The sequence below is a fragment of the Streptomyces sp. NPDC101152 genome, from assembly GCF_044768275.1.
Classification (GTDB): Bacteria; Actinomycetota; Actinomycetes; order Streptomycetales; family Streptomycetaceae; genus Streptomyces.
The window spans coordinates 86,173-111,520 of the sequence record NZ_JBIWPO010000005.1; the positions used below are offsets into that span (position 1 = coordinate 86,173).

The 25,348-nt window shown below is 72.6% G+C and carries 22 protein-coding genes and 1 pseudogene; 18 read left to right on the top strand and 5 right to left on the bottom strand.

Annotated features, from left to right (window positions below):
* Positions 1 to 321: 321 nt before the first annotated feature.
* From ACIRVK_RS08410 to ACIRVK_RS08420, 3 genes are read left to right on the top strand one after another with little or no spacing between them, the layout of a single operon-like run.
* A complete protein-coding gene (locus ACIRVK_RS08410; protein ID WP_404244662.1) occupies positions 322 to 888 on the top strand; it encodes a helix-turn-helix domain-containing protein in 567 nt (188 codons plus the stop codon).
* Positions 888 to 1,613, top strand: coding sequence for a helical backbone metal receptor (locus tag ACIRVK_RS08415; RefSeq protein ID WP_404244663.1), 726 nt, complete (start codon positions 888 to 890; stop codon positions 1,611 to 1,613). Before ACIRVK_RS08410 ends, ACIRVK_RS08415 begins: the two co-directional genes overlap by 1 nt.
* Positions 1,614 to 1,651: 38 nt before the next feature.
* Positions 1,652 to 2,584 carry a LysR family transcriptional regulator gene (locus ACIRVK_RS08420; RefSeq protein WP_404244664.1) on the top strand — a complete coding sequence of 311 codons (933 nt, stop codon included), beginning with the start codon at positions 1,652 to 1,654 and terminating at the stop codon, positions 2,582 to 2,584.
* A gap of 107 nt (positions 2,585 to 2,691) precedes the next feature.
* Here ACIRVK_RS08420 and ACIRVK_RS08425 read toward each other — a convergent pair whose 3' ends face one another.
* Positions 2,692 to 3,420, bottom strand: a complete 729-nt coding sequence (locus tag ACIRVK_RS08425) for a gamma-glutamyl-gamma-aminobutyrate hydrolase family protein (RefSeq protein ID WP_404244665.1) — start codon at positions 3,418 to 3,420, stop codon at positions 2,692 to 2,694.
* A gap of 68 nt (positions 3,421 to 3,488) precedes the next feature.
* Positions 3,489 to 4,223: a FadR/GntR family transcriptional regulator gene (locus ACIRVK_RS08430; protein WP_404244666.1), complete on the bottom strand. Its 735-nt coding sequence runs from the start codon at positions 4,221 to 4,223 to the stop codon at positions 3,489 to 3,491.
* 92 nt (positions 4,224 to 4,315) lie between these two features.
* On the opposite strand from ACIRVK_RS08430, the gene ACIRVK_RS08435 reads away from it, so the two are divergent.
* The 3 genes from ACIRVK_RS08435 to ACIRVK_RS08445 are packed head-to-tail and all read left to right on the top strand — an operon-like array spanning position 4,316 to position 7,844.
* Positions 4,316 to 5,674 (top strand): glutamine synthetase family protein, encoded by a 1,359-nt coding sequence (locus ACIRVK_RS08435; RefSeq protein WP_404244667.1) that lies wholly within the window; start codon positions 4,316 to 4,318, stop codon positions 5,672 to 5,674.
* Between the two features lie 8 nt (positions 5,675 to 5,682).
* A complete protein-coding gene (locus ACIRVK_RS08440; RefSeq protein WP_404244668.1) occupies positions 5,683 to 7,056 on the top strand; it encodes an aldehyde dehydrogenase family protein in 1,374 nt (457 codons plus the stop codon).
* Positions 7,053 to 7,844 (top strand): 3-oxoacyl-ACP reductase, encoded by a 792-nt coding sequence (locus ACIRVK_RS08445; RefSeq protein WP_404244670.1) that lies wholly within the window; start codon positions 7,053 to 7,055, stop codon positions 7,842 to 7,844. The genes ACIRVK_RS08440 and ACIRVK_RS08445 overlap by 4 nt, the downstream gene beginning before the upstream one ends.
* A 103-nt stretch (positions 7,845 to 7,947) precedes the next feature.
* Here the strand turns inward: ACIRVK_RS08445 and ACIRVK_RS08450 are convergent, their stop codons facing one another.
* Complete coding sequence (locus ACIRVK_RS08450; protein ID WP_404244671.1) at positions 7,948 to 9,150, bottom strand: amino acid deaminase/aldolase; 1,203 nt, start codon at positions 9,148 to 9,150, stop codon at positions 7,948 to 7,950.
* 1,213 nt (positions 9,151 to 10,363) lie between these two features.
* On the opposite strand from ACIRVK_RS08450, the gene ACIRVK_RS08455 reads away from it, so the two are divergent.
* Together ACIRVK_RS08455 and mycP are read left to right on the top strand one after the other, a co-directional pair.
* Positions 10,364 to 11,179 carry a hypothetical protein gene (locus ACIRVK_RS08455; protein ID WP_404244672.1) on the top strand — a complete coding sequence of 272 codons (816 nt, stop codon included), beginning with the start codon at positions 10,364 to 10,366 and terminating at the stop codon, positions 11,177 to 11,179.
* Entirely contained in the window at positions 11,176 to 12,369 is a 1,194-nt protein-coding gene (gene mycP, locus ACIRVK_RS08460; protein WP_404244673.1) for a type VII secretion-associated serine protease mycosin, read from the top strand. The genes ACIRVK_RS08455 and mycP overlap by 4 nt, the downstream gene beginning before the upstream one ends.
* A gap of 16 nt (positions 12,370 to 12,385) precedes the next feature.
* Here the strand turns inward: mycP and ACIRVK_RS08465 are convergent, their stop codons facing one another.
* Positions 12,386 to 13,096 carry a serine hydrolase gene (locus ACIRVK_RS08465; RefSeq protein WP_404244933.1) on the bottom strand — a complete coding sequence of 237 codons (711 nt, stop codon included), beginning with the start codon at positions 13,094 to 13,096 and terminating at the stop codon, positions 12,386 to 12,388.
* 143 nt (positions 13,097 to 13,239) lie between these two features.
* Between ACIRVK_RS08465 and ACIRVK_RS08470 the strand changes: the two genes are divergently transcribed.
* On the top strand, positions 13,240 to 13,968 hold the full coding sequence (locus ACIRVK_RS08470; RefSeq protein WP_404244675.1) for an SseB family protein: 729 nt from the start codon (positions 13,240 to 13,242) through the stop codon (positions 13,966 to 13,968).
* A 4-nt stretch (positions 13,969 to 13,972) separates the two neighbouring features.
* On the opposite strand, the gene ACIRVK_RS08475 is transcribed toward ACIRVK_RS08470, so the two are convergent.
* Positions 13,973 to 14,341 carry a DUF1844 domain-containing protein gene (locus ACIRVK_RS08475; protein WP_404244676.1) on the bottom strand — a complete coding sequence of 123 codons (369 nt, stop codon included), beginning with the start codon at positions 14,339 to 14,341 and terminating at the stop codon, positions 13,973 to 13,975.
* A 333-nt stretch (positions 14,342 to 14,674) separates the two neighbouring features.
* Here ACIRVK_RS08475 and infC point away from each other — a divergent pair.
* The 9 genes and pseudogenes from infC to ACIRVK_RS08520 all read left to right on the top strand — a co-directional run bounded on the left by infC (position 14,675) and on the right by ACIRVK_RS08520 (position 25,281).
* Positions 14,675 to 15,359, top strand: a pseudogene (gene infC / locus ACIRVK_RS08480) (translation initiation factor IF-3).
* A gap of 112 nt (positions 15,360 to 15,471) precedes the next feature.
* Complete coding sequence (gene rpmI, locus ACIRVK_RS08485; RefSeq protein WP_103845027.1) at positions 15,472 to 15,666, top strand: 50S ribosomal protein L35; 195 nt, start codon at positions 15,472 to 15,474, stop codon at positions 15,664 to 15,666.
* A gap of 110 nt (positions 15,667 to 15,776) precedes the next feature.
* Positions 15,777 to 16,160 (top strand): 50S ribosomal protein L20, encoded by a 384-nt coding sequence (gene rplT / locus ACIRVK_RS08490; RefSeq protein WP_004933571.1) that lies wholly within the window; start codon positions 15,777 to 15,779, stop codon positions 16,158 to 16,160.
* 97 nt (positions 16,161 to 16,257) lie between these two features.
* Positions 16,258 to 17,100: a TrmH family RNA methyltransferase gene (locus tag ACIRVK_RS08495; RefSeq protein ID WP_404244677.1), complete on the top strand. Its 843-nt coding sequence runs from the start codon at positions 16,258 to 16,260 to the stop codon at positions 17,098 to 17,100.
* Positions 17,101 to 17,149: 49 nt separating this feature from the next.
* Positions 17,150 to 18,304, top strand: coding sequence for an ATP-binding protein (locus ACIRVK_RS08500; RefSeq protein WP_404244678.1), 1,155 nt, complete (start codon positions 17,150 to 17,152; stop codon positions 18,302 to 18,304).
* Positions 18,305 to 18,621: 317 nt separating this feature from the next.
* Entirely contained in the window at positions 18,622 to 19,743 is a 1,122-nt protein-coding gene (pheS, locus tag ACIRVK_RS08505) for a phenylalanine--tRNA ligase subunit alpha (RefSeq protein WP_404244679.1), read from the top strand.
* Positions 19,743 to 22,256 (top strand): phenylalanine--tRNA ligase subunit beta, encoded by a 2,514-nt coding sequence (pheT, locus tag ACIRVK_RS08510; protein WP_404244680.1) that lies wholly within the window; start codon positions 19,743 to 19,745, stop codon positions 22,254 to 22,256. Before pheS ends, pheT begins: the two co-directional genes overlap by 1 nt.
* Positions 22,257 to 22,589: 333 nt before the next feature.
* The gene (locus ACIRVK_RS08515; protein ID WP_404244681.1) at positions 22,590 to 23,660 is read left to right on the top strand and encodes a PP2C family protein-serine/threonine phosphatase; all 1,071 of its coding nucleotides are present in this window, start codon (positions 22,590 to 22,592) and stop codon (positions 23,658 to 23,660) included.
* A gap of 280 nt (positions 23,661 to 23,940) precedes the next feature.
* Positions 23,941 to 25,281 (top strand): transcriptional regulator, encoded by a 1,341-nt coding sequence (locus ACIRVK_RS08520; protein WP_404244682.1) that lies wholly within the window; start codon positions 23,941 to 23,943, stop codon positions 25,279 to 25,281.
* Positions 25,282 to 25,348 lie beyond the last annotated feature (67 nt).

Genomic DNA, 25,348 nt, shown 5'->3' on the forward strand with positions numbered 1-25,348 from the left:
TGAGCGAGGGCCGGCCTGACGCCGTGCGGTCGCCCCCGTCACCGGACGCGACGGATGGCGACAGGCCGCGGCCGGCCGGACCTCGCCCCTCCGTCGCGTCCGCCGGACAGCCGTTCGGCCCCGTCGGCCAGCGTCTTCGTCCCGAAGGAGGAATCCGCCCCCGGTGAGCGAGAGGAACTGGTCTACTGGCGAGAGTTGGCGGATTGACCCCACACGCTGTTTACGGGTGTGTGACGGGCGCATGAAACGGTTTGCCGAACCTGCGTAGGGTGCAGAGAACTCCTCAGGCAACACCGACGAGCGAAGGAGGGAGCCGGAGCGATGGGCGACCACAAAGAACAGCCCCTACGAGTCGGCGCGGCCGTGCGCCGTCGCCGCCGTGCGCTGCAGCTCACCCTCGCCGTCGTGGCCGAGCGCAGCGGCCTGTCCGTCCCCTTCCTGAGCCAGGTCGAGAACGACAGGGCGCGCCCCAGCCGGACGTCCCTGGAGAAGGTCGCCGACGCGCTGCGGACGACGGCCGTCGAACTCCTCGCGGCAGCCGACCCGGCGTGCAGCGTCGACGTCGTACGGGCCGAGGGCACCGAACCCCTGCCGGCACCCCGGATGCGGTCCCTGGTGCGAGGGCACCACCAGATGCACGCCTCCGAGTTCACCGGCGACCATGACCCGGGCCGTGAATTCCAGTACCGCAACGACCAGTTGATGTACGTCGCCGACGGCGCCGTGGAGATCGAGGCGGAGGGCCGCGCCTACCGGCTGGGCCGGGGCGACACCCTGTACCTCACGGGCGGGGTGCGCCACCGCTGGCGGGCGACCGTGTCCGACACCCGTGTGATCGTCGTCGCGGTGGCCGAGCACATCGAGGCGGTCCGGGACCGGTCGCGCTAGTGCTCCCACGGATCGTCTCGCTCGTCCCCTCGCTGACCGAAGCGGTGGCGGTGTCCGCTCCGGGCGCCCTGGTCGGCGTCACCGACTGGTGCTCGCACCCCGCCGGCCTGGACGTCGCCCGCGTCGGTGGCACAAAGAACCCGAAGTTGGACCGCGTTCTCGCCCTCGCGCCCGACCTGGTGATCGCCAACGAGGAGGAGAACCGCGAGCCCGACCTGACCGCCCTGCGCGAGGCGGGCGTCGAAGTCCTGGTGACCGAGGTGCGGGACGTGCCGCAGGCCTTCCGGGAACTGGCCCGAGTGGTGGAGGCGTGCGGTGCGTCCTCCCGGTCGAGCTGGCTGGCCCGGGCCGAGGACGCCTGGTCGTCGCTGCCGGCACCGCGGGAGCGGAGGACGGCGGTCGTACCGGTCTGGCGCCGCCCCTGGATGGTGCTGGGCCGGGACACCTTCGCGGGGGACGTCCTGGCCCGCCTCGGCGTCGACCATCTGTACACGGACCACGGGGAGCGGTATCCGCGCGTCCCGCTCGACGAGCTGCGGGCGGCCGCCCCCGACCTCGTCGTCCTCCCCGACGAGCCCTACCGCTTCACCGCCGACGACGGCCCCGAGGCCTTCCCCGGACTGCCCTGCGCGCTGGTCAGCGGACGCCATCTGACCTGGTATGGGCCGTCGTTGGCCGAGGCGCCGTGGGTGCTGGGGGAGGCCTTGCGGGCGGCTGGTCGCTGAGCGGGCGGTATGTCCCTGTCAGGGCATAAGCTGGGATTATGGGTGAGGTGGAGCAGCGGGCGTCGGCGGGGGCGAGCAGCGGGTCGCTGGCCCATCGGGTGCCCGATCTCGGGGCGCTGGAGCTGTTGCTGGCCGTGGCGCGGCTCGGGAGTCTGGGGGCGGCCGCGCGAGAGGTGGGGATCACCCAGCCGGCGGCCAGCAGCCGGATCCGGTCCATGGAGCGGCAGCTCGGGGTGGCCCTGGTGGACCGGTCGCCACGCGGGTCGCGGCTGACCGACGCCGGTGCGCTGGTGACCGACTGGGCGCGGCGGATCGTGGACGCGGCGGAGGCCTTCGACGCGGGTGCCCAGGCCCTGCGGGACCGCCGGGACTCACGGCTGCGGGTGGCGGCGAGCATGACGATCGCGGAGTACCTGTTGCCGGGGTGGCTGCTCGCCCTGCGGGCGGGGCGGCCGGACACCGCGGTGTCGCTGCTGGCGGGGAACTCCGCGGCGGTGGCGGAGCGGTTGCTGGCGGGGGAGGCGGATCTGGGGTTCGTGGAGGGGGTGAGTGTGCCGGCCGGGCTGGACTCGGCGGTCGTCGCCCATGACCGGCTGATCGTGGTCACGGCGCCCGGGCACCCGTGGGCGCGGCGGGGGCGCGCGGTGGCGGCCGACGAACTGGCCCGGACCCCGTTGATCCTGCGGGAGAAGGGGTCGGGGACCCGGCAGGTGCTGGACGCCGCGCTGGGCGGGCTGGCTCGGCCGCTGATCGAGCTGTCCTCGACGACGGCGGTGAAGGCGGCCGCGGTGAGTGGGGCGGGGCCGGCGGTGCTGAGTGAGCTTGCCGTGGGGGAGGAGTTGGGGATGCGGCGGTTGGTGCGGGTGCCGGTGGAGGGGGTCGGGTTGGGGCGGGAGTTGCGGGCGGTGTGGCCTACCGGGCATCGGCCTGCCGGGCCGGCGCGGGATCTGTTGTCGCTGACCCGGGGGTAGGTTTTTCGCCCCCGCCGCCCCTACCCGTCCCGTCACCAGGGGCTGCTGCCCCTTCGGCCCGCCCGGGGCTTCGCCCCGGACCCCGATCGGCCCGAAGGGCCTCGTCCTCAGACTCCCCCAGAGGGGGGACCCCCAGACGGGCTGGATACACCGGCAGCTGCTTGGACCAAGGCCTGCATGACCCGTAGGTCCTCGCCCATCTCCGGGTGCCACTGCACGCCCAGGGCCCAGGGCGCCTCGGTCGGGAGTTCCACGGCCTCCACCGTGCCGTCCTCCGCGTAGGCCGAGGGGAGCAGGCCGGTGCCCAGGCGGTCGACGGACTGGTGATGGTAGGTCGGTACGGAGGTTTCCTCGGGGGCCACCTCGGCGTACCGGGTGCCCGGGACCGGCTTCACCGGATGGTGGCCGAAGGCTCCGGGTACCTGTGCGTGGCCCTCGATGTGCTGGACCAGCGTGCCGCCCAGGGTGACGTTCAGGAGTTGCATGCCCCGGCAGATGCCGAGCAGGGGGACACGGGCGGCCAGGGCGGCGTCGATCAGCGCCAGCTCCCAGGCGTCCCGGGCACGGGCGGGCGGGCCGGTGCGGGGGTGCGGCTCGGCGCCGTAGCGGGCCGGCTCGACGTCGGGGCCGCCGGCGATCACCAGGCCGTCGAGACGTGCGACGGTCGCCGCCGCCTGTGCGGGATCGTCCGGCGGCAGCATGGCGGCGAGGCCGCCGGCCCGCTGGACCAGGCGCGGATAGCCCGCCGGCAGCAGCGCGGCCTCCAGCTCCCAGACCCCCCAGCGCGCCCCGGCCTCCAGGTACGTGCTGATGCCGATCAGCGGTCTGGCTGTCATGCGACCTCCCACCCGGAGTAAATGGATCCCGTGCATACCTTTGCCGAAGGGGGGCGTGCAGGGCAAGGTCAGGTCAGGAAGCCTCTGAGCAGCGCCGCCGTGCCCGCGCAGTGCTCGCGCATCATCTCCCGTGCTCCGTCCGCGTCGCCGTCCAGGACCGCCTCCACCAGGGCGATGTGCTGGCGCTGCGAGTGCTCGAGGTTGCGGACCAGGAGCGGGATGCAGTCGAGCAGGTCGTTCACCGTGGCCCGCACCGCCGCGTACTGGGCGGTGAGGGTGGGGGAGCCGCACAGTTCGGCCAGGGTGAGGTGCAGCAGCGTGTCCAGGCGGCGGTAGTCGGCGAGCGGCGCGTCGTGCGTGCGGGCCAGCGCCTCGCGCAGCCGGTCCGCCTGCTCGTCGGACAGGCCGTGCGCCGCGCACAGGCCCGCCGCGCCCACCTCCAGGACCTCCCGGAAGCGCAGGACGTCCTCGATGTCGACCTCGGTGCTGCGCCGCCGCAGCTCGTCCTCGCCGCCCGCGTCCGGGCGGGGCAGTACGAAGGTGCCGCCGTAGCGCCCGCGCCGCGACTCCACCAGACCCTGGTCCTGCAGCACCTTCAGCACCTCGCGCAGCGTGACCCGGCTGATCCCCAGGCGTTCCGCCAACTCCCGCTCGGCGGGCAGCCGTTCGCCGCCCGGCACCAGGCCAAGCCGTACCACCTGCAGGATCTGCTCCAGTGCCTCCTCGAAGCCGTTGCCCGCCCGCACCGGCCGCAGCACCGGCGTCAAGCGGTCCTCCAGGCTGCCGTCCTGATCCGGCGACACGCCGCACCCCCTTCCCAAGCAATGGTTCTCCGCAATACCTTATGGCTCCCGGCCCGGTCGGAAAAACGCGCAGCAGCCGAAGGAGCTCTCCCGTGGCAGACCGCACACCCCCGCTCAGCGTCGAGGAGCTGCACGCCCTCGTCGCGAGCGGCGAGATCGACACTGTCGTCCTGGCCTTCCCCGACATGCAAGGGCGCCTCCAGGGCAAGCGGTTCGCCGCCCGCTTCTTCCTCGACGAGGTCCTCCACCACGGCACCGAGGGCTGCAACTACCTCCTCGCCGTCGACACCGAGATGAACACCGTGGACGGGTACGCGATGTCCTCCTGGGACCGCGGCTACGGGGACTTCGCCATGCACCCCGACCTGTCCACCCTGCGCCGTGTGCCCTGGAACTCCGGTACGGCCATGCTCATCGCCGACCTCGCCTGGAACGACGGCTCGCCCGTGGTCGCCGCCCCGCGCCAGATCCTGCGCCGCCAACTGGAGCGGCTGGCCGAGCTCGGCTACACCGCCCAGGTCGGCACCGAGCTGGAGTTCATCGTCTTCAAGGACACCTACGAGCAGGCCTGGGACGCGAACTACCGGGGGCTGACCCCGGCGAACCAGTACAACATCGACTACTCGGTGCTGGGGACCGGGCGGATCGAGCCGCTGCTGCGGCGCATCCGCAACGAGATGGCGGGCGCGGGACTGACCGTCGAGTCCGCCAAGGGCGAATGCAACCCGGGCCAGCACGAGATCGCCTTCCGCTACGACGACGCCCTGCGCACCTGCGACCAGCACGCCATCTACAAGACCGGCACCAAGGAGATCGCCGCCCAGGAGGGCGTGTCGATCACCTTCATGGCCAAGTACAACGAGCGCGAGGGCAACTCCTGCCACATCCACCTGTCCCTGGCGGACGCGGCCGGCAACAACGCGATGGCCGGTCCCGACGGGATGTCCGACGTGATGCGGCACTTCCTCGCCGGACAGCTCGCCGCCCTGCGCGAGTTCTCCCTTCTGTACGCCCCCAACATCAACTCCTACAAGCGGTTCCAGCCGGGCTCCTTCGCCCCGACCGCCGTCGCCTGGGGCCACGACAACCGCACCTGCGCCCTCCGGGTCGTCGGCCACGGCCGTTCCCTGCGCTTCGAGAACCGGCTGCCGGGCGGTGACGTCAACCCGCACCTCGCCGTCGCCGGACTGGTCGCGGCCGGGCTGTACGGCATCGAGCAGAAACTGGAGCTGCCCGAGCCCTGCCCGGGCAACGCCTACACCGCGGAGTTCGAGCACGTTCCGACCACCCTGCGGGAGGCCGCCGAGCTCTGGGAGAACAGCCCGATCGCCCGGGCCGCCTTCGGCGACGAGGTCGTCGCCCACTACCGCAACATGGCCCGCGTCGAGCTGGAGGCCTTCGACGCCGTGGTCACCGACTGGGAGCTGCGCCGCTCCTTCGAACGCCTGTGAGGCCCTTCTTGTCTGCCGAGTACGAACTCGAAGTACTGAACCCCGCGACCGAGGAGGTCATCGCCACCGTCCCGGGGGCCACCGCGGCCGACGTGGACGCGGCCGTCGTACGGGCGACGGCGGCACAGGCGCGGTGGGCCGCGCTCCCGCCCGCCGACCGGGCCCGGCTGTTGCGCCGGTTCGCGGTCACCGTCGACGAACACCTCGAGGAACTGGCCCGGCTGGAGGTCCGCGAGGCCGGTCACACCATCGGCAACGCCCGCTGGGAGGCGGGCAACGTGCGCGATCTGCTGGAGTACGCGGCCGGCGGAGTGGAACGCCTGACGGGCCGGCAGATCCCGGTGGCGGGCGGGCTCGACGTCACCATCCTGGAGCCGCTGGGTGTCGTGGGCGTCATCGCGCCCTGGAACTTCCCGATGCCGATCGCCGCCTGGGGCACCGCCCCGGCGCTGGCGGCCGGCAACGCCGTCCTGCTCAAGCCCGCCGAGACGACCCCGCTGACCGCCCTGCGCCTCGCCGAACTCGCCCTGCAGGCGGGCCTGCCCGAAGGCCTCTTCCAGGTGCTCCCCGGGCACGGACCGGTCGCGGGCGACGCACTCGTCGAGCACCCGGGCGTCGCGAAGATCGTCTTCACCGGGTCGACGGCCGTCGGCAAACAGGTGCTGGCGAAGGGCTCCGCCCTGCTCAAGCGTGTCACCCTCGAACTCGGCGGCAAGAGCCCGAACATCGTCTTCGCCGACGCCGACCTCGCAGCCGCCGTCGACCCCTTCTCCTTCCTCGACAACTCCGGCCAGGACTGCTGCGCCCGCACCCGCATCCTGGTCCAGGAGCCGGTGTACGAGGAGGTGTCCGCCCTCCTCGCCGACGCCCTCGCGGCCGTCGTGGTGGGCGACCCGGCCGACGAGAAGACCCAGATGGGCCCGCTGATCTCGCGCCGGCAACTGGACCGGGTCCGGGGGTACGTCCCCGAGAGCGCCCCCGCCCTGCGCGGCAGCGCGCCCGAGGGCCCCGGCTTCTGGTTCCCGCCGACCGTCCTCACCGGCGAACGGCCCGACTCGGCCGCCGCCCGCGAGGAGATCTTCGGCCCCGTCGCCGTCCTGCTGCCCTTCACCGACGAGCAGGACGCGATCCGCCTCGCCAACGAGACGCCTTACGGCCTCTCCGGCTCCATCTGGACCCGCGACGTCGGCCGCGCCCTGCGCGTCTCGCAGGGCGTCCGGGCCGGCAACCTCTCCGTCAACTCCCACTCCAGCGTGCGCTACTCGACGCCCTTCGGCGGCTTCAAGCAGTCCGGAGTGGGCCGCGAACTGGGCCCCGACGCCCTGACCGCCTTCACCGAAACCAAGAACGTCTTCATCAGCACGGAAGGCCCCGCACAGTGACCTCTCAGGACACCGACATCATCTGCCGTCGGCTCGTCGGCCGCACCGCCGTCATCACCGGAGCCGGCAGCGGCATCGGCCTCGCCACCGCGCGCCGGCTCGCCGCCGAGGGTGCGCACGTCGTCTGCGGCGACGTCGACGAGGGCCGCGGCAAGGCCGCCGCCGACGAGGTCGGCGGGATCTTCGTGAAGGTCGACGTCACCGACCCCGAGCAGGTGGAGGCGCTGTTCAGGACGGCGTACGACACCTACGGCAGCGTCGACATCGCCTTCAACAACGCCGGCATCTCCCCGCCCGACGACGACTCCATCCTGGAGACCGGCCTCGAGGCCTGGAAGCGCGTCCAGGAGGTCAACCTGACCTCCGTCTACCTGTGCTGCAAGGCCGCCATCCCCTACATGCGGCGCCAGGGCAAGGGCTCCATCATCAACACGGCGTCCTTCGTGGCCCGCATGGGCGCGGCGACCTCCCAGATCTCGTACACGGCCTCCAAGGGCGGTGTCCTCGCCATGTCCCGCGAACTCGGCGTGCAGTTCGCCCGCGAGGGCATCCGGGTCAACGCCCTGTGCCCGGGCCCGGTCAACACCCCGCTTCTGCAGGAACTGTTCGCCAAGGACCCCGAGCGCGCCGCGCGCCGCCTCGTCCACATCCCGGTCGGCCGGTTCGCCGAGGCCGAGGAGATCGCCGCCGCCGTGGCCTTCCTGGCCAGCGACGACTCCTCCTTCGTCAACGCCACCGACTTCCTGGTGGACGGCGGGATCTCGGGCGCGTACGTCACGCCCCTCTAGGGGCGAATCGGTACGGTCCACGCGTGGGGCGACAGCTTCTCGCGTGGCCCCTGGCAGCGGCCGCCACCCTGGCGGCCGCCCTCACCGACGCCCCTCTCCCGGGTCAGAGGAAGGTGTGACCCTCCCCGCGGTAGGTGGGCACGGTCGCCGTGACCGCGTCCCCCTCCACGAGATGCAGCACGTCGAAGCGCTCGCACAGCTCGCCGGCCTTGGCGTGCCGGAACCACACTTTGTCGCCGATCAGCAGGTCGTCCGCGGGCGCGCCGAGCAGCGGGGTCTGCACCTCGCCGGCGCCTTCCTGGGGGTCGTAGCGCAGCCCCTCCGGCAGATACGGCACCGGGAGCCGGTCCCGCCCCGGCGCACCGGAAGCGGGGTACCCACCCCCGAGCACCGTCACCACCCCGACGCCCGGCCGCCGTACGACGGGCTGCGCGAACAGTGCCGCCGGACGCCCGCTGAACGAGGTGTAGTTGTCGAACAGCCGCGGCACGTACAGCCCGGACCCGGCGGCGATCTCGGTCACGGCGTCCTCGGCGGCCGTGTGCTGCACACTGCCGGTGCCGCCGCCGTTCACGAACTCCAGATCGGGGACGACCGCCCGCACCGCCCGCACGACCTCGCCGCGTCGCTCGGCGAGTTCCCGGCGGGCGGTGGCCTGCATGAGCCGTACCGCGCGCGAGCGCACCGGGTGGCCCGCGACGGCGTCCCCGACACCGGCGATGTGACCCTCGTAGGCCATGATCCCGACGACCCTGAAGCCGGGCCGGCGGGCCACGGCGCGGGCCATGTCCGCGACCTGGGCGGGCGAGTGCAACGGCGAACGGCGGGCCCCGACCCGTACCCGCCCCCCGAACAGCTTCAGCGCGGTGTCCAACTCCAGGCAGACACGGATGATTTCACGACCGCCGTCGCGGGCCTCGTCGATGAGCCTCAGCTGCGCGGGGTCGTCGACCATCACGGTGACGGCGGCGGCGAGCTTGGGGTCGGCGGCGAGCTCGGCGAAGGCGGCACGGTCGGCGGAGGGATAGGCGAGCAGCACGTCCTCGAACCCGCTGCGTGCCAGCCACAGCGACTCGGCCAGGGTGAAGGACATGATCCCCGCGAACCCGTCCTTAGCCAGCACCCTTTCCAGCAGGGCCCGGCAGCGGACGGACTTGCTCGCCACCCGGACCGGCTTGCCCTGCGCCCGTCGGACGAGGTCATCCGCGTTCGCGTCGAAGGCATCCAGGTCCACGAGGGCGAGGGGGGCGTCGAGGTGGGCGGTGGCCCGGTCGTACCGGGCCCGGTCGGCGGCGCGCGCAGTCATGAACGAAGCCTGCCAGACAGGATTACCGCAGGGTAGGGGGACGTTCCGGGCAGATGCCCCGGGGGCGCGGACTGGTTCCCGTTCCGGGTGGGGCAACCCGTAGAGTGACGCGCACGTACGGAGGTCGGGCGCCCGCCGCGGGATGCCGGTCCGGCCGTACGGGTATGTATGCGTGCCCGGGACGGCCCACCGCTCGTGCCGGGTCCGGCGCCGAGCGGTTGAGCGCGAGGACGACGGCTCGCGTAACAGACGACGGCTTGCGTAACAGTAGACGGCCCGGGCACGAGGAAACGGGGGGTGCATGAGCACGGAAGCCCAGCACGCCTCTTTCCCACACCGGCCGACCACGCCCCCACGTCCGGCAGAGCCCCCGACGGCCGGTCGGGACGGCGCTCCAGCCCCCGAGGCGAGCACATCAGGACCCGATGCCCGGGCAAAGGCGCCAGAGGGTCCGGACGATCGGGATTCCGGGGCGCGTCGTACCGAGGGCACGGAGTCCCGCCGTGACGGATCCGCGGCGAGCGGGACGGATGTGTGGACGCCGGGCAGCGGTCGGGGCGGGGACTCGTGGGGTCACACGGCCACGGGCGGTTCCGGTGGTGCGTGGTCGCCGTGGCGGGAGTCCGAACCCTTCGAGGCCTTCGGCCGCCGTACCCGCCCGGCGGGGTCGCGGGACGAGAAGGGCGCCGGCGCAGGCACGACTCCGGGCGCCGAGAACGCGTCCCAGTTCCGCTTCCCTCGCCTGCGGGAGCCCGTGGCGCGGGACGGAGGTTCCAGGACCGAGCCCCCGCCGCAGGCCTCGGCCCGCTTCCCGGACGCCCCTCCGTCGAACGCCCAGCGGCCGCCCCGGTCCGCCGCCGACACCACGCCACCGGCCGTGCCCGTCCCTCCACGCCCCACGCACCCTCCGACGGCACCCCGCGACCCGTCACAGCCGAACGCCGGTCGCCCCACCCCCGGTTCCGCCGAGTCCCCGGACAGCGGCGCCGAGAGGGCAACCACGCCCCCCAAGCCCCTCGTGCCGCCCACTCGTCCGGCGTCGGCTCACTCCGCGGGAGGCTCAGCCGCCGTAACTGCCGAGCCAGCGCCCCCCGTTGACCGCCCCGCGGTGACGGCCGACCCCGCCACGGCCGACGGAGGCCGAGGCGGCGTCGGTCCTGATCCCGCCCTTTCCTGGAGTGCCCCCATGTCCGCGGGTGGGAGTCGGCCCGTCGTGTCCTTCGGTGAACCCGAGGGGTACGACGAGCGGGTCCGGCCCAGGCCGCTCGCCGGGCGGATGCGCGGGCGGACCGCTCAGGTCGCCCTGTGTCTGGTGCTCGGGTTCGGGCTCATCGGGGGTGCCGCCACCGGGAGTTGGCTGGTGGGGGACTCCGGCGGGGACGGCGGGCAGAGCACGTTCGCCGCGGCCGCGGGCCTGTGGCACAGCGTGCCCGTCGACCAGCTGTTCCCGCCCACCGTGCAAGGGCGGGGCGCCGGGCCCGGCGGCGCCGACCGGACCTGGACACGGATCGCCGTGGCGCCGGACAGCGGCTGCAAGGGTGCCTTCGACCCGCTGCTCGCCAAGGCGCTGGCGCCCGCCGGGTGCCAGCGGCTGCTGCGGGCCACCTACACCGACGCCACGCAGAGCTTCGTCACCACCGTCGGTCTGCTGTTCACCGAGGCCGACGCCCCCGGCATGACGTCCCTGGCGAAACAGTTCCAGAGCCAGGGCCTCGGCAACCGCACCGACCTCATGCCCCGCCCCTACGCCGCCAAGGGCACCCCCGCCGCCCGCTTCGGCCCGGCGCAGCGCGCCTCCTGGACGCTCTCCGTCCTCACCGACGCGCCGGTCGTCGTCTACGCCGTCTCCGGCTGGGCCGACGGCCGTGCCGTCGACACCCCCCAGCCCGCCGCCCAGGCCATGCAGTCCGGCGCCACCTCCGCCCCGGCCCAGGCCGGCCTCGGCAACGAGGCCAAGGGTCTCGCCGACCGCATCGGACGCGCCCTGCGCAAGGACGTCACCACCCCGCCCACGGAGCGGCCCTCATGAGACACCCCCGTCGCAGGGTCGCGGCACTGAGCCTGTTCCTGGCCGGCTCCCTCGCCCTCGTCCCGTCCACCGTCGCCCACGCCGACGGCATACGCGCCCAGCAGTGGGGCCTGGACGCCATGCACACCCAGCAGGCCTGGCGCACCACCAAGGGCAAGGGCGTCACCGTGGCCGTCCTCGACACCGGCGTCGAGGCCGACCACCCCGACCTCGTCGGCAACGTGCTGCCGGCCAAGGACATGATCGGGTTCGGGGCGAGCCAGGGCGACCGGGACTGGGCCCGGCACGGGACCGCCATGGCGGGCATCATCGCCGGACACGGCCACGGCCCCGGTGACTCCGACGGCGTCATGGGCGTCGCCCCCGAGGCCAAGATCCTGCCGGTCCGCGTCATCCTCGAGGACGGTGACGCGGCGCGCGGCCAGGCCCGCTCCACCCGCGGCAACGCCCTCGCCGAAGGCATCCGCTGGGCCGCCGACCACGGCGCCGACGTCATCAACCTCTCCCTCGGCGACGACTCGGCCTCCGCCCACCCCGAACCCGCCGAGGACGAGGCCGTCCAGTACGCCCTGAAGAAGAACGTCACCGTCGTCGCCTCCGCGGGCAACGGCGGCAAGAAGGGCGACCACACCTCCTACCCGGCCGCCTACCCGGGCGTGATCGCCGCCACCGCCGTGGACCGCTTCGGCACCCGCGCCGACTTCTCCACCCGCCGCTGGTACGCCACGGTCAGTGCCCCGGGCGTCGACATCGTCATCGCCGACCCGGACCACCGGTACTACGAGGGGTGGGGGACCAGCGCGGCCTCCGCCTACGTCTCCGGGGCCGTGGCACTGATCAAGGCCGCCCGTCCCGGTCTGACCCCCGCCCAGATCAAGCAGCTCCTCGAAAACACGGCCCGGGACGCCCCGGCCGGGGGCCGCGACGACTCCCGCGGCTTCGGCATGGTCGACCCGGCCGCCGCCCTCGCGGCCGCGGGCCGCCTGAAGCCGTCGGGCCTGCGGGCCGCCGTGTACGGCAAGAAGTACTTCGGCTCGGGACCGGACGCCGCCACGTCCGACAGCGACACCAGCGACTGGGCCGCCCCGCTCGCGGGCGGTCTCGGCGGCGTCCTGCTCGTCGCCGCGGTGGTGCTGTGGCGCGGCCGCCCCCGCCGCCACGACCTCCAGGGACGCCAGGGGGTGTTTTGAAAGCCCCGCACAGCACCTAGGAGGCCGCGGCCGAGGACCCGGTGTCGGTGAACACCGACACCGCGGCCTTCGCCGCCGACTCCACCAGCGCGATCCCCTTCGCCTGTGTCGTGTTGCCCCTCGACAGCACCGTCACCAGACAGGCGCGGCCGTCGACCGTCACCCGCCCGATGCTGTTGACGACCCACAGCCCGGTCGTACTGCGCGGCAGCCACCCGTTCTTCAGCGCGCAAGCTGAACCGTCGCCGGCCGCGGAGACTCCCCAGCGCTGGTCGGCCTCGATCCGCCCCATCAGACCCCGCAGATACGATCGCGAGGACTCGCTCAGCTTCGAGCCGTCCCCGAACACCTGCTGGAGCAGGGCGAGTTGATCGGCGGCCGTGGTCCGGGTCAGCCCCCACAGCGTGCCGTCACCGCCCTGCGTGCCGGTGAGCCCGAACGTCCTGTTCGCCGCGTCCAGCCCGTCGGCCCGCCCGATGACGTCCCACAGCGCGGAGGCCGCGGTGTTGTCGCTGTTCTCGATCATCGTGGTCGCGTGCGACTTCTCGGCCGCCGTGAGCCGCCGGTCCGCGTCCTGCGCCTGCAGCAGCAGCGTCGCCAGGATGTCGACCTTGACGATGCTCGCCGTGTCGAAGGCGCCGCCGCCGTGGGCCGCGCTCTCGCCGGAGTCCAGGTCCAGCACCGCGACCGAGACCTCAGCGTCGCCCTCGACGGGCACCGACCGCATCGCCCGGGCCAGCCGTGCGTCAGGGGCCACCGTGGGCTGCGTCACCGGTTCCACCGGCTCCTCCCGGTCCGCCGACGCGGAACCCGTCGACGAGGCCGACCATACGGCGCCCGCCTCCGAGGCGCCCTATAGGGTCGGTGACCGTGGCGAACAAGAACATCCCCGACCCCGGCTTCTCCGACGACGACGGCTCGGCCGACCCCCGGCTGAGCGCCGCCCTCGCCGCCTGGGCCGAGGACCGCACCGCCGTGGGCCCGGTCCTGGAGGCGCTGCGGGGCGCCCGGCTGCTGGTCCCCGTCGTCGCGGTGCTCGGCGAGGTCGAGGAGGACGAGAACGGGTTGCGCCGCGAGAAGACCAGCGACATGGCCGTACCGACCCTCAAGGCCGGATCCCGGACCGCCCTGCCCGCCTTCACCTCCACCGACTCGCTGGCCCGCTGGGACCCGGCGGCGCGGCCCGTGGCCGTACCCCTGCACCAGGCGTTGCAGGCCGCCGCCCACGAGAGGGCGGACACCGTGGTGCTGGACCTGGCCGGGCCGGTGCCGTTCGAGCTCGCCGGGCCCGCGCTGCTGGCGCTCGCCGAGGGGCGTACGTCCACCGACCCGCTCGCCGACCCCGCCGTTCGAGAGGCGGTACGGGCCGCGGTGGCCGCCGAGTCCGCGGTGCTGCGCGCGCACCTCGGGCCCGGCCAGGCCGACGGCACCCTCGCCCTGGTGCTCGACGAGTCCGCCGCCCCCGCCGAGGCTGCCCGTGCCGTGGCCGAGCGCCTCGCCGCCGACGAGACACTGAGGGCCCGCCTGGTGCGCGGCCTCGACCTGGCAGTGCTGCCGGCCGCGGCCACGCCTCCGGGCGAGCCCCTGTACGTGCGGTGATCCCTCAGCCGTAGATCGGCCCGGTGTACTTCTCACCCGGCCCCTGGCCCGGCTCGTCCGGGACGAGTGAGGCCTCGCGGAAGGCCAGTTGGAGCGACTTCAGGCCGTCGCGCAGAGGGGCCGCGTGGAAGGAGCTGATCTCGGTCGCGCTCGCGTCCAGCAGACCGGCGAGGGCGGTGACCAGCTTGCGGGCCTCGTCCAGGTCCTTGTACTTGTCGCCCTCCTCGGTCAGGCCCAGCTTCACCGCGGCGGCGCTCATCAGGTTGACGGCGACCGTCACGATCACCTCGACGGCCGGGACCTCGGCGATGTCGCGGGTCATGGCGTCGAAGTCGGCGGGGGACTCGGAAGACTCAGGAGGGGTGTCACTCATGCCCCACACGATAGGGCCCGGTGCACGCCGGTTCGCACCACCCCCGCGCAGCTGCTAACCTTGTGTGACGACCGGCCGGACACATGTGCCCGGCCCACAAGTGGAGGCTCCGATCTCCCACCTGACCGTCCCCCGGGACGGCGGGTCACCCGGTCAGGCGGCCGCCATCGTTCCGTACGGACGATGGAGTCGCCCGAAAGCGCGCCCCGCGGCATCGCGGCGGTGCTCCGGTAGTGTATTTGGAGCCCCGCCTGTGATCGTCCGGGGCATTTTTCATGCTTCGGCGCGGTTAGGTCTAGGAAAGAGACGTACGCGGCTGTCCGCCAGACCGCCGTGTGGTGCTAACCGAGGAGGATCCATCAGCGCCGAGCCCCGCATCAACGACCGGATTCGCGTTCCCGAGGTGCGACTTGTCGGTCCCAGTGGCGAGCAGGTGGGCATCGTCCCGCTGGCCAAGGCACTGGAGCTTGCCCAGGAGTACGACCTCGACCTCGTCGAGGTGGCGGCGAACGCCCGTCCGCCCGTGTGCAAGCTCATGGACTACGGGAAGTTCAAGTACGAGTCGGCCATGAAGGCCCGTGAGGCGCGCAAGAACCAGGCGCACACGGTCATCAAGGAGATGAAGCTCCGGCCGAAGATCGACCCGCACGACTATGACACCAAGAAGGGTCACGTCGTCCGGTTCCTCAAGCAGGGCGACAAGGTCAAGATCACGATCATGTTCCGTGGTCGCGAGCAGTCCCGGCCGGAACTCGGCTACCGACTGCTGCAGCGGCTCGCGGAGGACGTCCAGGACCTCGGATTCGTCGAGTCGAACCCGAAGCAGGACGGCCGGAACATGATCATGGTCCTCGGTCCGCACAAGAAGAAGACCGAGGCGATGGCCGAGGCCCGCCAGGCGCAGGAAGCCCGCAAGGCAGAAGCGAAGGCCAACCCCGGCAAGTCGCAGAACGCCGCGGACGCCGACCACGCCCAGGCCGACGTCGAGGCTCCTGCCGAGGCTTCCGCCGAGGCGTGATCCCGGGGGCGTGAGTCCCAGGACGCAGTAACCGATACAAGAGCGACGTTCCGACGTGCCCGGTTTTCGTGACCGGGCACCGGAGCGCCACCGACGAGGAGAGAACGGCGCCATGCCGAAGAACAAGTCGCACAGCGGTGCCAGCAAGCGCTTCAAGGTCACCGGCTCCGGCAAGGTGCTCCGTGAGCGCGCCGGCAAGCGCCACCTGCTCGAGCACAAGTCGTCGCGTCTGACGCGCCGCCTCACCGGCAACGCCGAGATGGCCCCGGGCGACACCAAGAAGATCAAGAAGCTTCTCGGCAAGTGACGTACCCGGCGCCCGATCCGCTGATCGGCCGCGCCGTACGTCAGGACCGGGACCCCATCGATTCCGGGCCGTGTGAGTCCAACCACGGCCCCGCTACAAGGAGTTAACAAGTGGCACGCGTCAAGCGGGCAGTCAACGCCCACAAGAAGCGCCGGGCGATCCTCGAGCAGGCCTCCGGCTACCGCGGTCAGCGTTCGCGCCTGTACCGCAAGGCCAAGGAGCAGGTCACCCACTCGCTGGTCTACAACTACAACGACCGCAAGAAGCGCAAGGGTGACTTCCGCCAGCTGTGGATCCAGCGCATCAACGCCGCTGCCCGCGCCAACGGCATCACGTACAACCGCTTCATCCAGGGCCTGAAGGCCGCGAACGTCGAGGTCGACCGCAAGATCCTCGCCGAGCTGGCCGTCAACGACGCCACCGCGTTCGCCGCGCTGGTCGAGGTCGCGCAGAAGGCGCTGCCGGCCGACGTCAACGCCCCCAAGGCGGCCTGACGCGACTCGCCGCGCCGACTCGAGCCGACGTGACTGTACGGACCCGTGGGTTTCTGCCTGCGGGTCCGTTGCGTTGAGAATCCTGAGAGTGAAGGCGATGACTGCCACCCCCGAGCTGATCTCCCCCCGTTCCCCCCGCGTCTCGGCCGCGCGCCGGCTCGCCCGGCGGAACTTCCGGAGCAAGGAGCGGCTGTTCCTGGCCGAGGGGCCGCAGGCCGTGCGGGAGGCCGCCGGGCACGGGCTGGTGGAGCTGTTCGCCACCGTCGAGGCCGCCGAGAGGTACGCCGACATCGTGGGCGAGGCCCGGGACGTCGGCGCCCGGGTGCACCTCGCCTCCGAACAGGTCATCGCCGACATCTCCACGACCGTCACCCCGCAGGGGCTGGTCGGGATCTGCCGGTTCCTGGACACCTCCTTCGAAAAGATCCTGGCCGCCCGGCCGAAGCTCGTCGCCGTCCTCGCCAACGTCCGGGACCCCGGGAACGCGGGGACCGTGCTGCGGTGCGCCGACGCCGCGGGCGCCGAGGCCGTCGTCCTGACCGACGCGTCCGTCGACCTGTACAACCCGAAGGCCGTACGGGCCTCGGTGGGCTCCCTGTTCCATCTGCCCGTCGCCGTCGGCGTCCCGGTCGAGGAAGCCGTCGCCGGGCTCAAGGGGGCGGGCGTGCGCATCCTCGCCGCCGACGGGGCCGGGAGCGACGACCTCGACGACGAGCTGGACAAGGGCACCATGGGCGGGCCGACGGCGTGGGTGTTCGGGAACGAGGCGTGGGGGCTCCCGGAGGAGACCCGCGCGCTCACGGACGCCGTGGTGCGCGTCCCGATCCACGGGAGGGCCGAGAGCCTGAACCTCGCCACCGCGGCCGCCGTATGTCTGTATGCGTCGGCCCGTGCACAGCGCGCCTCCGGAGGGTGCCGTTCCGTCACCGGCAACCAGTAGGGTGACCAGCTCGGGGCCACCTGCGCCGTCTGAGAGGTGGGGTACGGGGATGGGTGTCGGCACGAGCGGTGCGGACAGGGCACCGCGCGCGGGCGACGTGCCCCGCGCGCCCGCGCCCCGGCACGGCGACCTCACCGGACTCGGCCTCGACCCCGACCAGTTGCCCGACGGCCTGGTCGTCGCCGACGAGGACGGCCGCGTGATCTGTTTCAACGCCGCCGCCGAGCGCATCACCGCCGTCCCCGCCCAGGACGCCCTCGGACAGCTGCTGGAGAAGGCCCTCCCCTTAGAGGACCTGGAAGGGCGCCGCTGGTGGCAGCTGACCGACCCGTACGGCGGGCTCGCCATCCGGCAGCGGCAGCCCGAGCGGAACCTCCTCCTGCCCGGCGGCCGTGAGGTCCTCGTCTCCGCGCGGTACGTCCGCGGTGAGCCCACCGGGCCCGTCCGCCGCGTGGTCGTCTCGCTGCGCGACACCGAGGCCCGCCGCCGCACCGAGCGCAGCCACGCCGAGCTGATAGCCACCGTCGCCCATGAACTGCGCTCCCCGCTCACCTCGGTGAAGGGCTTCACCGCCACCCTGCTGGCCAAGTGGGAACGCTTCACGGACGACCAGAAGCGGCTGATGCTCGAGACCGTCGACGCCGACGCCGACCGGGTCACCCGGCTCATCGCCGAGCTGCTCGACATCTCGCGGATCGACAGCGGGCGGCTGGAGGTGCGCCGGCAGCCCGTCGACATCGGCGCGGCCGTGGGACGGCACATCCAGGCCTACGTCGCCGCCGGACAGCCCGCAGACCGGTTCCTGCTCCGGATCGAGCAGCCGCTGCCCGGCCTGTGGGCCGACCCCGACAAGATCGACCAGGTACTCAGCAACCTGCTGGAAAACGCCGTGCGCCACGGCGAGGGAACCGTCACCATCGACATCACGGCCACGGCGTCCCCCCGCGAGGGCGAAGGCCATGAAGCAGCAGCCACCTCGGTCACGGTGAGCGACGAGGGGCCCGGCATCCCGGAGGAGTCCATGAACCGCGTCTTCACCCGCTTCTGGCGGGGCAGCAAGCGCGGCGGCACAGGCCTCGGGCTCTACATCGTCAAGGGCATCGTCGAGGCCCACGGCGGCACCATCACGGTCGGCCGCGCACCCCAGGGCGGCGCCGAGTTCCGATTTACGTTGCCCGTGGCGGCCCCGGCGTATCTCACCTGAGAGCCGTGGAGCGGCCCACGGGCACATTGGCACACCTGAGGGTCGGGGCCCCGGCCCGGGGGCCGGGCCGGGGGGGCCCCCCCCCCCCCCAAAAAACGCGCGGGGGCGCCCAAGTGGGATCGCACCCCCCGGCGGCGGGCGGCCCCCCCCCCGCGTCTCGCCCCCCCCGCGGCCCCCCCCCCCCGCCCGCGCCCCCCGGCCCCCCCCCCGACCCTCCACCCCGTTAGACTCGGCCTTTGGCACCTTTGTGTCCTGCACACGGCTTAGAGCGCCGGTCACGGGGACCATCCGCCAGCCAACCGGAAGCACGGGAAGAGATGTCGGCACCGAATAAGTCGTACGACCCTGTCGAGGTCGAGGCGTTGAAACCGGAAGAGATCGAGCGCATGCGGGAAGAGGCGCTCGCCGCCTTCGCCGCAGCGAGCTCCCTCGACGCGCTCCAGGAGGCCAAGGTCGCCCACACCGGGGGTACCTCCCCGCTGGCCCTCGCCAACCGCGAGATCGGCGCCCTGCCCCCGCACGCCAAGGCCGCCGCCGGCAAGCTGGTCGGCCAGGCCCGGGGCGCGGTGAACAAGGCCCTCGCGGCCCGCCAGAGCGAGCTCGAGGCCGAGCGCGACGCGCGCGTGCTGGTCGAGGAGTCGGTGGACGTCACGCTGCCGTACGACCGCGTACCGGCCGGCGCCCGCCACCCCCTCACCACGCTCTCCGAGCGCATCGAGGACGTCTTCGTGGCCATGGGCTACGAGGTCGCCGAGGGCCCGCAGGCCGAGGCCGAGTGGTTCAACTTCGACGCCCTGAACATCGGCCCGGACCACCCGGCCCGTGGTGAGGCCGACACCTTCTTCGTGCAGGGCCCAGAGGGCGGCACCGAGTCCGGCGTCGTGCTGCGCACCCACACCTCGCCCGTGCAGATCCGCTCGTTGCTGGAGCGCGAGCTGCCGGTGTACGTGATCTGCCCCGGCGTCGTCTACCGCACCGACGAGCTGGACGCGACGCACACCCCCGTCTTCCGCCAGGTCGAGCTGCTCGCGGTCGACGAGGGCCTGACCATGTCGGACCTCAAGGGGACCCTGGACCACATGGTCCAGTCCCTGTTCGGCGAAGGCATGAAGACCCGGCTGCGGCCCAACTTCTTCCCCTTCACCGAGCCCAGCGCCGAGATGGACATGCTCTGCTACGTCTGCAAGGGCGAGTCCGTAGGCAACCCCGACCGGCCCTGCCGCACCTGCTCCTCCGAAGGCTGGATCGAGCTCGGCGGCTGCGGCATGGTCAACCCGCGGGTGCTCACCGCCTGCGGCGTCGACCCGGAGAAGTACAGCGGCTTCGCCTTCGGGTTCGGCATCGAGCGGATGCTGATGTTCCGCCACAACGTCGAGGACATGCGAGACATGGTCGAGGGTGACGTCCGGTTCACCCGGCCGTTCGGGATGGAGATCTGATGCGGGTCCCGCTTTCTTGGCTGCGGGAGTACGTCGACCTGCCGGCCACCGAGACCGGTCGTGACGTCCAGGCCAAGCTCATTTCGGCCGGTCTGGAGGTCGAGACGGTCGAACAGCTCGGCCAGGACCTCAAGGGTCCCCTGGTCGTCGGCCAGGTGCTGACCATCGAGGAGCTGGAGGGCTTCAAGAAGCCGATCCGCTTCTGCACGGTGAACGTCGGCCAGGCCAACGGCACGGGCGAGCCCCAGGAGATCGTCTGCGGCGCCCGGAACTTCGCCGTCGGCGACAAGGTCGTCGTCGTGCTGCCCGGCGCCACCCTCCCCGGCGGCTTCTCGATCTCCGCGCGCAAGACGTACGGCAAGACCTCCCACGGCATGATCTGCTCCAGCGACGAGCTGGGCATGGGCGACGACGGCACCCACGGCATCATCGTGCTGCCCCCGGAGACCGAGGTCGGCAAGGACGCCATCGAGCTGCTGGAGCTGGTCGACGAGGTGCTGGACATCGCCGTCACCGCCAACCGCGGCGACTGCCTGTCCATCCGGGGCGTCGCCCGCGAGACCGCGATCGCCTACGGCCTGCCGCTGCGCGACCCGGCCCTGATCGACGTACCGGGCCCGAACGCCTTCGGCTACCCGGTGCAGGTCACCGACCCGGCCGGCTGCGACCGCTTCACCGCCCGCACGGTGACCGGCCTCAGCCCCGAGGCCCGCTCCCCGATCTGGCTGCAGCGCCGGCTGCAGAAGGTCGGCATGCGCCCGATCTCGCTCGCCGTCGACGTCACCAACTACGTGATGATGGAGCTCGGTCAGCCGCTGCACGCCTACGACCGTTCGCTGGTCCAGGGCACCATCGGCGTGCGCCGGGCGGAGGCGGGCGAGAAGCTCGTGACGCTGGACGGCGTGGAGCGCAAGCTGGACGCCGAGGACCTGGTCATCACCGACGACCGCGGCCCCATCGGCCTCGCGGGCGTGATGGGCGGAGCCAACACCGAGATCGCCGACCACGAGGACGTGGAGAACGCCACCACCGACGTGGTGATCGAGGCCGCCCACTTCAACGCGGTGTCGATCGCGCGCACGGCCCGCCGCCACAAGCTGTCCTCGGAGGCCTCCCGCCGCTTCGAGCGCGGTGTCGACCCGCAGGCCGCCGCCGCTGCCGCGCAGCGCACGGTCGACCTGCTGGTCCTCCTCGCGGGCGGCACCGCCGAGGCCGGGGTCACCGAGGTCGTCGCGCCGTCCGCGCCGCACACCATCACCCTCCCGGCCAACCACCCCGACCGGGTGGCGGGCGTCGACTACGGCCGCGAGAGCGTCGTACGGCGGCTGCAGGAGATCGGCTGCGACGTCTACGGGCAGGACGAGCTGATCGTCACCGTGCCGTCCTGGCGGCCGGACCTCACCGAGGTCAACGACCTCGCCGAGGAGGTCATCCGCCTCGAGGGCTACGAGAACCTGCCCTCCACGCTGCCCAAGCTCCCCTCGGGCCGCGGGCTGACCCACCGGCAGCGGCTGCACCGCCGCGTCGGCCGGGCGCTGGCCGGGGCGGGCTATGTCGAGGCACCCAACTACCCGTTCATCAGCGAGCAGGTCTTCGACCAGCTCCTGCTGGCGGCGGACGACCCGAATCGCCGCGTCGTCCGGCTGACGAACCCGCTCAGCGACGAGGAGCCCGCGCTGCGCACGTCGCTGCTGCCCGGCCTGCTCGGAGCGCTGCGGCGCAACGCCGGCCGGGGGTCCCACGACCTCGCCCTGTTCGAGACCGGGCTGGTGTTCCACCCGCGCGAGGAGTGGAAGGCCGCCGCCGCGCTGCCGGTGGACCGGCGTCCCACCGACGAGGAGATCGCCGGGCTGAACGCCGCTCTGCCGGAGCAGCCCCGCCATGTGGCCGCCGTGCTCGCCGGTGCGCGTGAGCAGGCCGGCTGGTGGGGCGAGGGCCGTCCGGCCGGCTGGGCCGACGCCGTCGAGGCGGCGCGGTCCGTGGCCCGGGAGGCCGGTGCCGAACTGGTCGTCCGCAAGGGACAGTACGGGCCCTGGCACCCCGGTCGCTGCGCCGAGTTCGTCGTCGTCGCGGACGGCACGGAGACGGTGGTCGGGCATGCCGGCGAGCTGCACCCCCGGGTGCTGAAGGCCCTGGGCCTGCCCGCGCGGGTCTCCGCGATGGAGCTGAACCTGGACGCCGTGGAGGCGGTCGGCAACGACCGGCCCGAGGCGCCTCGCATCTCCACGTTCCCGGTGGCGACCCAGGACGTCGCCCTGGTCGTCGACCAGTTCGTACCGCACGCCGACGTGGAGGCCGCGCTGCGGGACGGGGCCGGTGAACTCCTCGAGGGCATCCGGCTGTTCGACGTGTACGAGAACGCGGAGCAGCTGGGCGACGGAAAGAAGTCGCTGGCGTACGCACTGCGGTTCCGCGCGCCGGACCGGACCCTGACCGTCGACGAGGCCACGGCGGCCCGTGACGCGGCGGTCGCCCTCGCGGGCGAGCGCACCGGGGCCGTTCTGCGGGCCTAGGGCCTGTTGCGAAAGTGGCGTCGTCGCCCGAAGGGCGGCCTAGTTCGCCCAAGGGGCGGGGAATTGCCGTCTGCTGGCGGCTGCGGGTTTGTCGTGGCTTGTCGCGCCCCGCGGCGGCAGCCGCCGTGCAATACAGCCCCGCGCCCCTGGACCACTTACCCCGTGCGGACATGCCCCCACCTGCATAAATGCGGGTAGCTGACGGGTGGTCACTCATTTGGGTGACAATCCCGGGCGAACTGGTCCTCGCGGACCATGGGGTGGACAGAATCGGACCGGCCTTTCGAGGCCGGTCCGGCTGTGCTTTCGGGGCCTGTTTGGGGGGCCATCGGCATGATTCGCGTCAGGGCTGGGGTTTCCTTCTTTCGCAAGCGCTTGCTCGCACTGGGGCTGCCCCTGGTGTGGGGTGGCGTGGCCGTCACCTACAAGCTGACCTGCCCGGTCGCCCAGCACAACACGCTGGGGGCGCGCGTCGCCAGCAGCGCCGTGTTCTTCGCCGTCGGCACCGGCCTCGTCCTGCACGTCCGGCACTCCCTGCTGCGCGAGCTGAAAGAGGTGCGCAAGGTCGCGGGCGTCGCCCAGAGCGTGCTGCTACGGCCGTTGCCGCCGCGCGTGGAGGGCCTGCACCTGGCCGCCGCACAACTCTCCGCCGACCGGCGCGCGGCCATCGGCGGTGACCTGTACGAGGTCATCGCCACCGAGCACGGAGTGCGGGTCGTCATGGGCGACGTACGCGGGCACGGGCTCGACGCGATCGGTACGGCCGCCGCCGTCCTCGGCAGCTTCCGCGAGGCCGTCCACGACGAGCCGGAGCTGGGCAGCGTGCTGCGCAGGCTGGAGCGAGCACTGTCCCGGCACCTGAGGGACCGGGCCCGCGCCGACCTCGCCGAGGAGTTCGTCACCGTACTCCTGCTGGAGATCCGCCCGGACGGCGAACTGCGCGCCCTCAACTGCGGTCACCCCTGGCCGTACCTGCTCAGCGGAACCCGCGTGGAACCCCTGACCCGAACAGACCCCCACCCTCCCCTCGGCCTCTTCCCCCTCCCACCCGAACTGGACGCGGCCCCCTACGGAACCCTGCTCCCAGGCGAGACCCTGTTCCTTCACACGGACGGCGCGGAGGATGCCCGGGACGCCCGTGGCCGGTTCTTCCCGCTGAGCGAGGTCCTGACCCAGTGCATGAGGAGCACCCCGACGGCCACCCCTCAAGGGGTCCTGGGCACTGTCTTCACCGCGTTGCTCCGCCACACATCAGGAACCCCGACGGACGACGTAGCAATACTCGTACTGACAAACGACCGCCAGCCGAGGCGCCCCCTAGGTGCGCGGGGCGATGACATCAGCGGCTCGGCCGCGCGGGCGCGATCAGCCACGACTCACCCGCAGTCGACAAACCACCTTTGAGAACCCCCCGCTTGGTCGCCCCGCCAAGCCTCCGCCGGCGACCGTCCGCCCCGCCACGGAGTGTCGGGCAGGCAGCTGGGCGGACGGCGCGGAAGCGGGCCGCCGCACTGTACGAGGGGGAGCCGGCGGCCCGGCCGGCCTCTTGCGAGGCATTTCAGTCAACCGGCCGGAAACTCTCCGCGACAGTGCGCGCACGCTACGGATTCGGGCACTCCGTTCACACCCCGTGCGAACCCACCGGCACTACTCTGTCCGACACCGAGGCTCCCGGGGGGCATCCATGCAGCCCAACACACTGCTCGACGCGATCCTGGACGAGGCCGGGATCTCGCACGCCGGGCTGGCGGCACACGTCAACCAGGCGGGGCGGGCCCGCGGTCTCGCGTTGCGGTACGAACACACCGCCGTGGCACGGTGGTTGAAGGGCCAGCGCCCCCGGGGGCAGGTGCCGGACCTGATCTGCGAGGTGCTCGCGGGCCGACTGCACCGGCCGGTGACGCTGGACGACATCGGCCTCGGCGTCCCGGGCGAGCCCTCCACCCCGCACGCGACCTCCCTCTCCGGCTTCGTCGAGCGGGCCACCGCCCTGTGGCGCTCCGACGAGCAGCAGCGCCCGCACATCCTGGGCGCGCCCGCGGTCACCGGCACGCCCGCGGTCATGCCCGTGTGGGAGTGGGAGAACCCGCCCGAGGACGTCGACGTCTCGCGCGGCGGCCGGCACCGGGTCACGCCCGCCGACCTGGAGATGCTGCGGGCCGCCCGCACGCACTACGAGCAGATGTACCGCAAGGCGGGCGGCATAGCGACCCGCACCCGGATAGTCGGCTTCCTCAACGCGGAGGCGGCCCCGCTGCTGCGCGGCAGCTACACCGACGCCACGGGGCGTCAACTGCACCGGGCCACGGGCGGACTGGTGGCGATCGCCGGCATCTGCGCCTACGACTCCGACGCGCACGGCCTCGCCCAGCGCTACTTCCACCAGGCGCTCCGGCTCGCCAAGGCCAGCGGGGACCGGGGACTTGGCGCGTACGTGATCGCCCTGCTGGTCAACCAGGCCCTGTTCATGCGGGAGTACCGGCAGGCGGTCGCCTTCGCGGAGGCCGCGCTGCGCGCCGCCGGCAAGCACATCACGCCGGCCCTGGCCTGCGACCTCTACGCGATGCAGGCCAAGGCGTACGCCCACCTCGGCGACGGTACGACCGCGCTGTCCTGCATCCGGCGGGCGGAGCAGGCCGCCGAACGCATCCGGCGCGGATACGAACCCGACGAGACCGGCTATGTCCAGCCGGGGCTGGTCAACGTCCAGGTGGCGGAGGCACTGCTGAGCCTGGGCGAGCTCGTGGCCGCGGGGGAGCACGCGGCGGCCGCCGTGGACAACCCCGCGCACGACCGCGGGCGGGTGCACCGGCTGGCCATGCTCAGCACGATCGAACTGCGTCGGGGGAACGCCGACAAGGCGGTGGCCACCGCCGTGCAGATGGCCGAACAGGCCCGGGGAATGGAGTCCCAGCGCCTGCGCGACAGACTCCGCGCGGTGCGCGAGCACCTGGTGCGCAGCGGCTGTGCGGGCACCGCCGAGGCGGCCGAACTCATCGACGGGGCACTGCGCGTACCGCTGTAGGCCTGTTCCCGAGCACCGCCATCCGCTGGTCCCTGCTGCGATATTGCCACTTACTCGACGGAAGGTG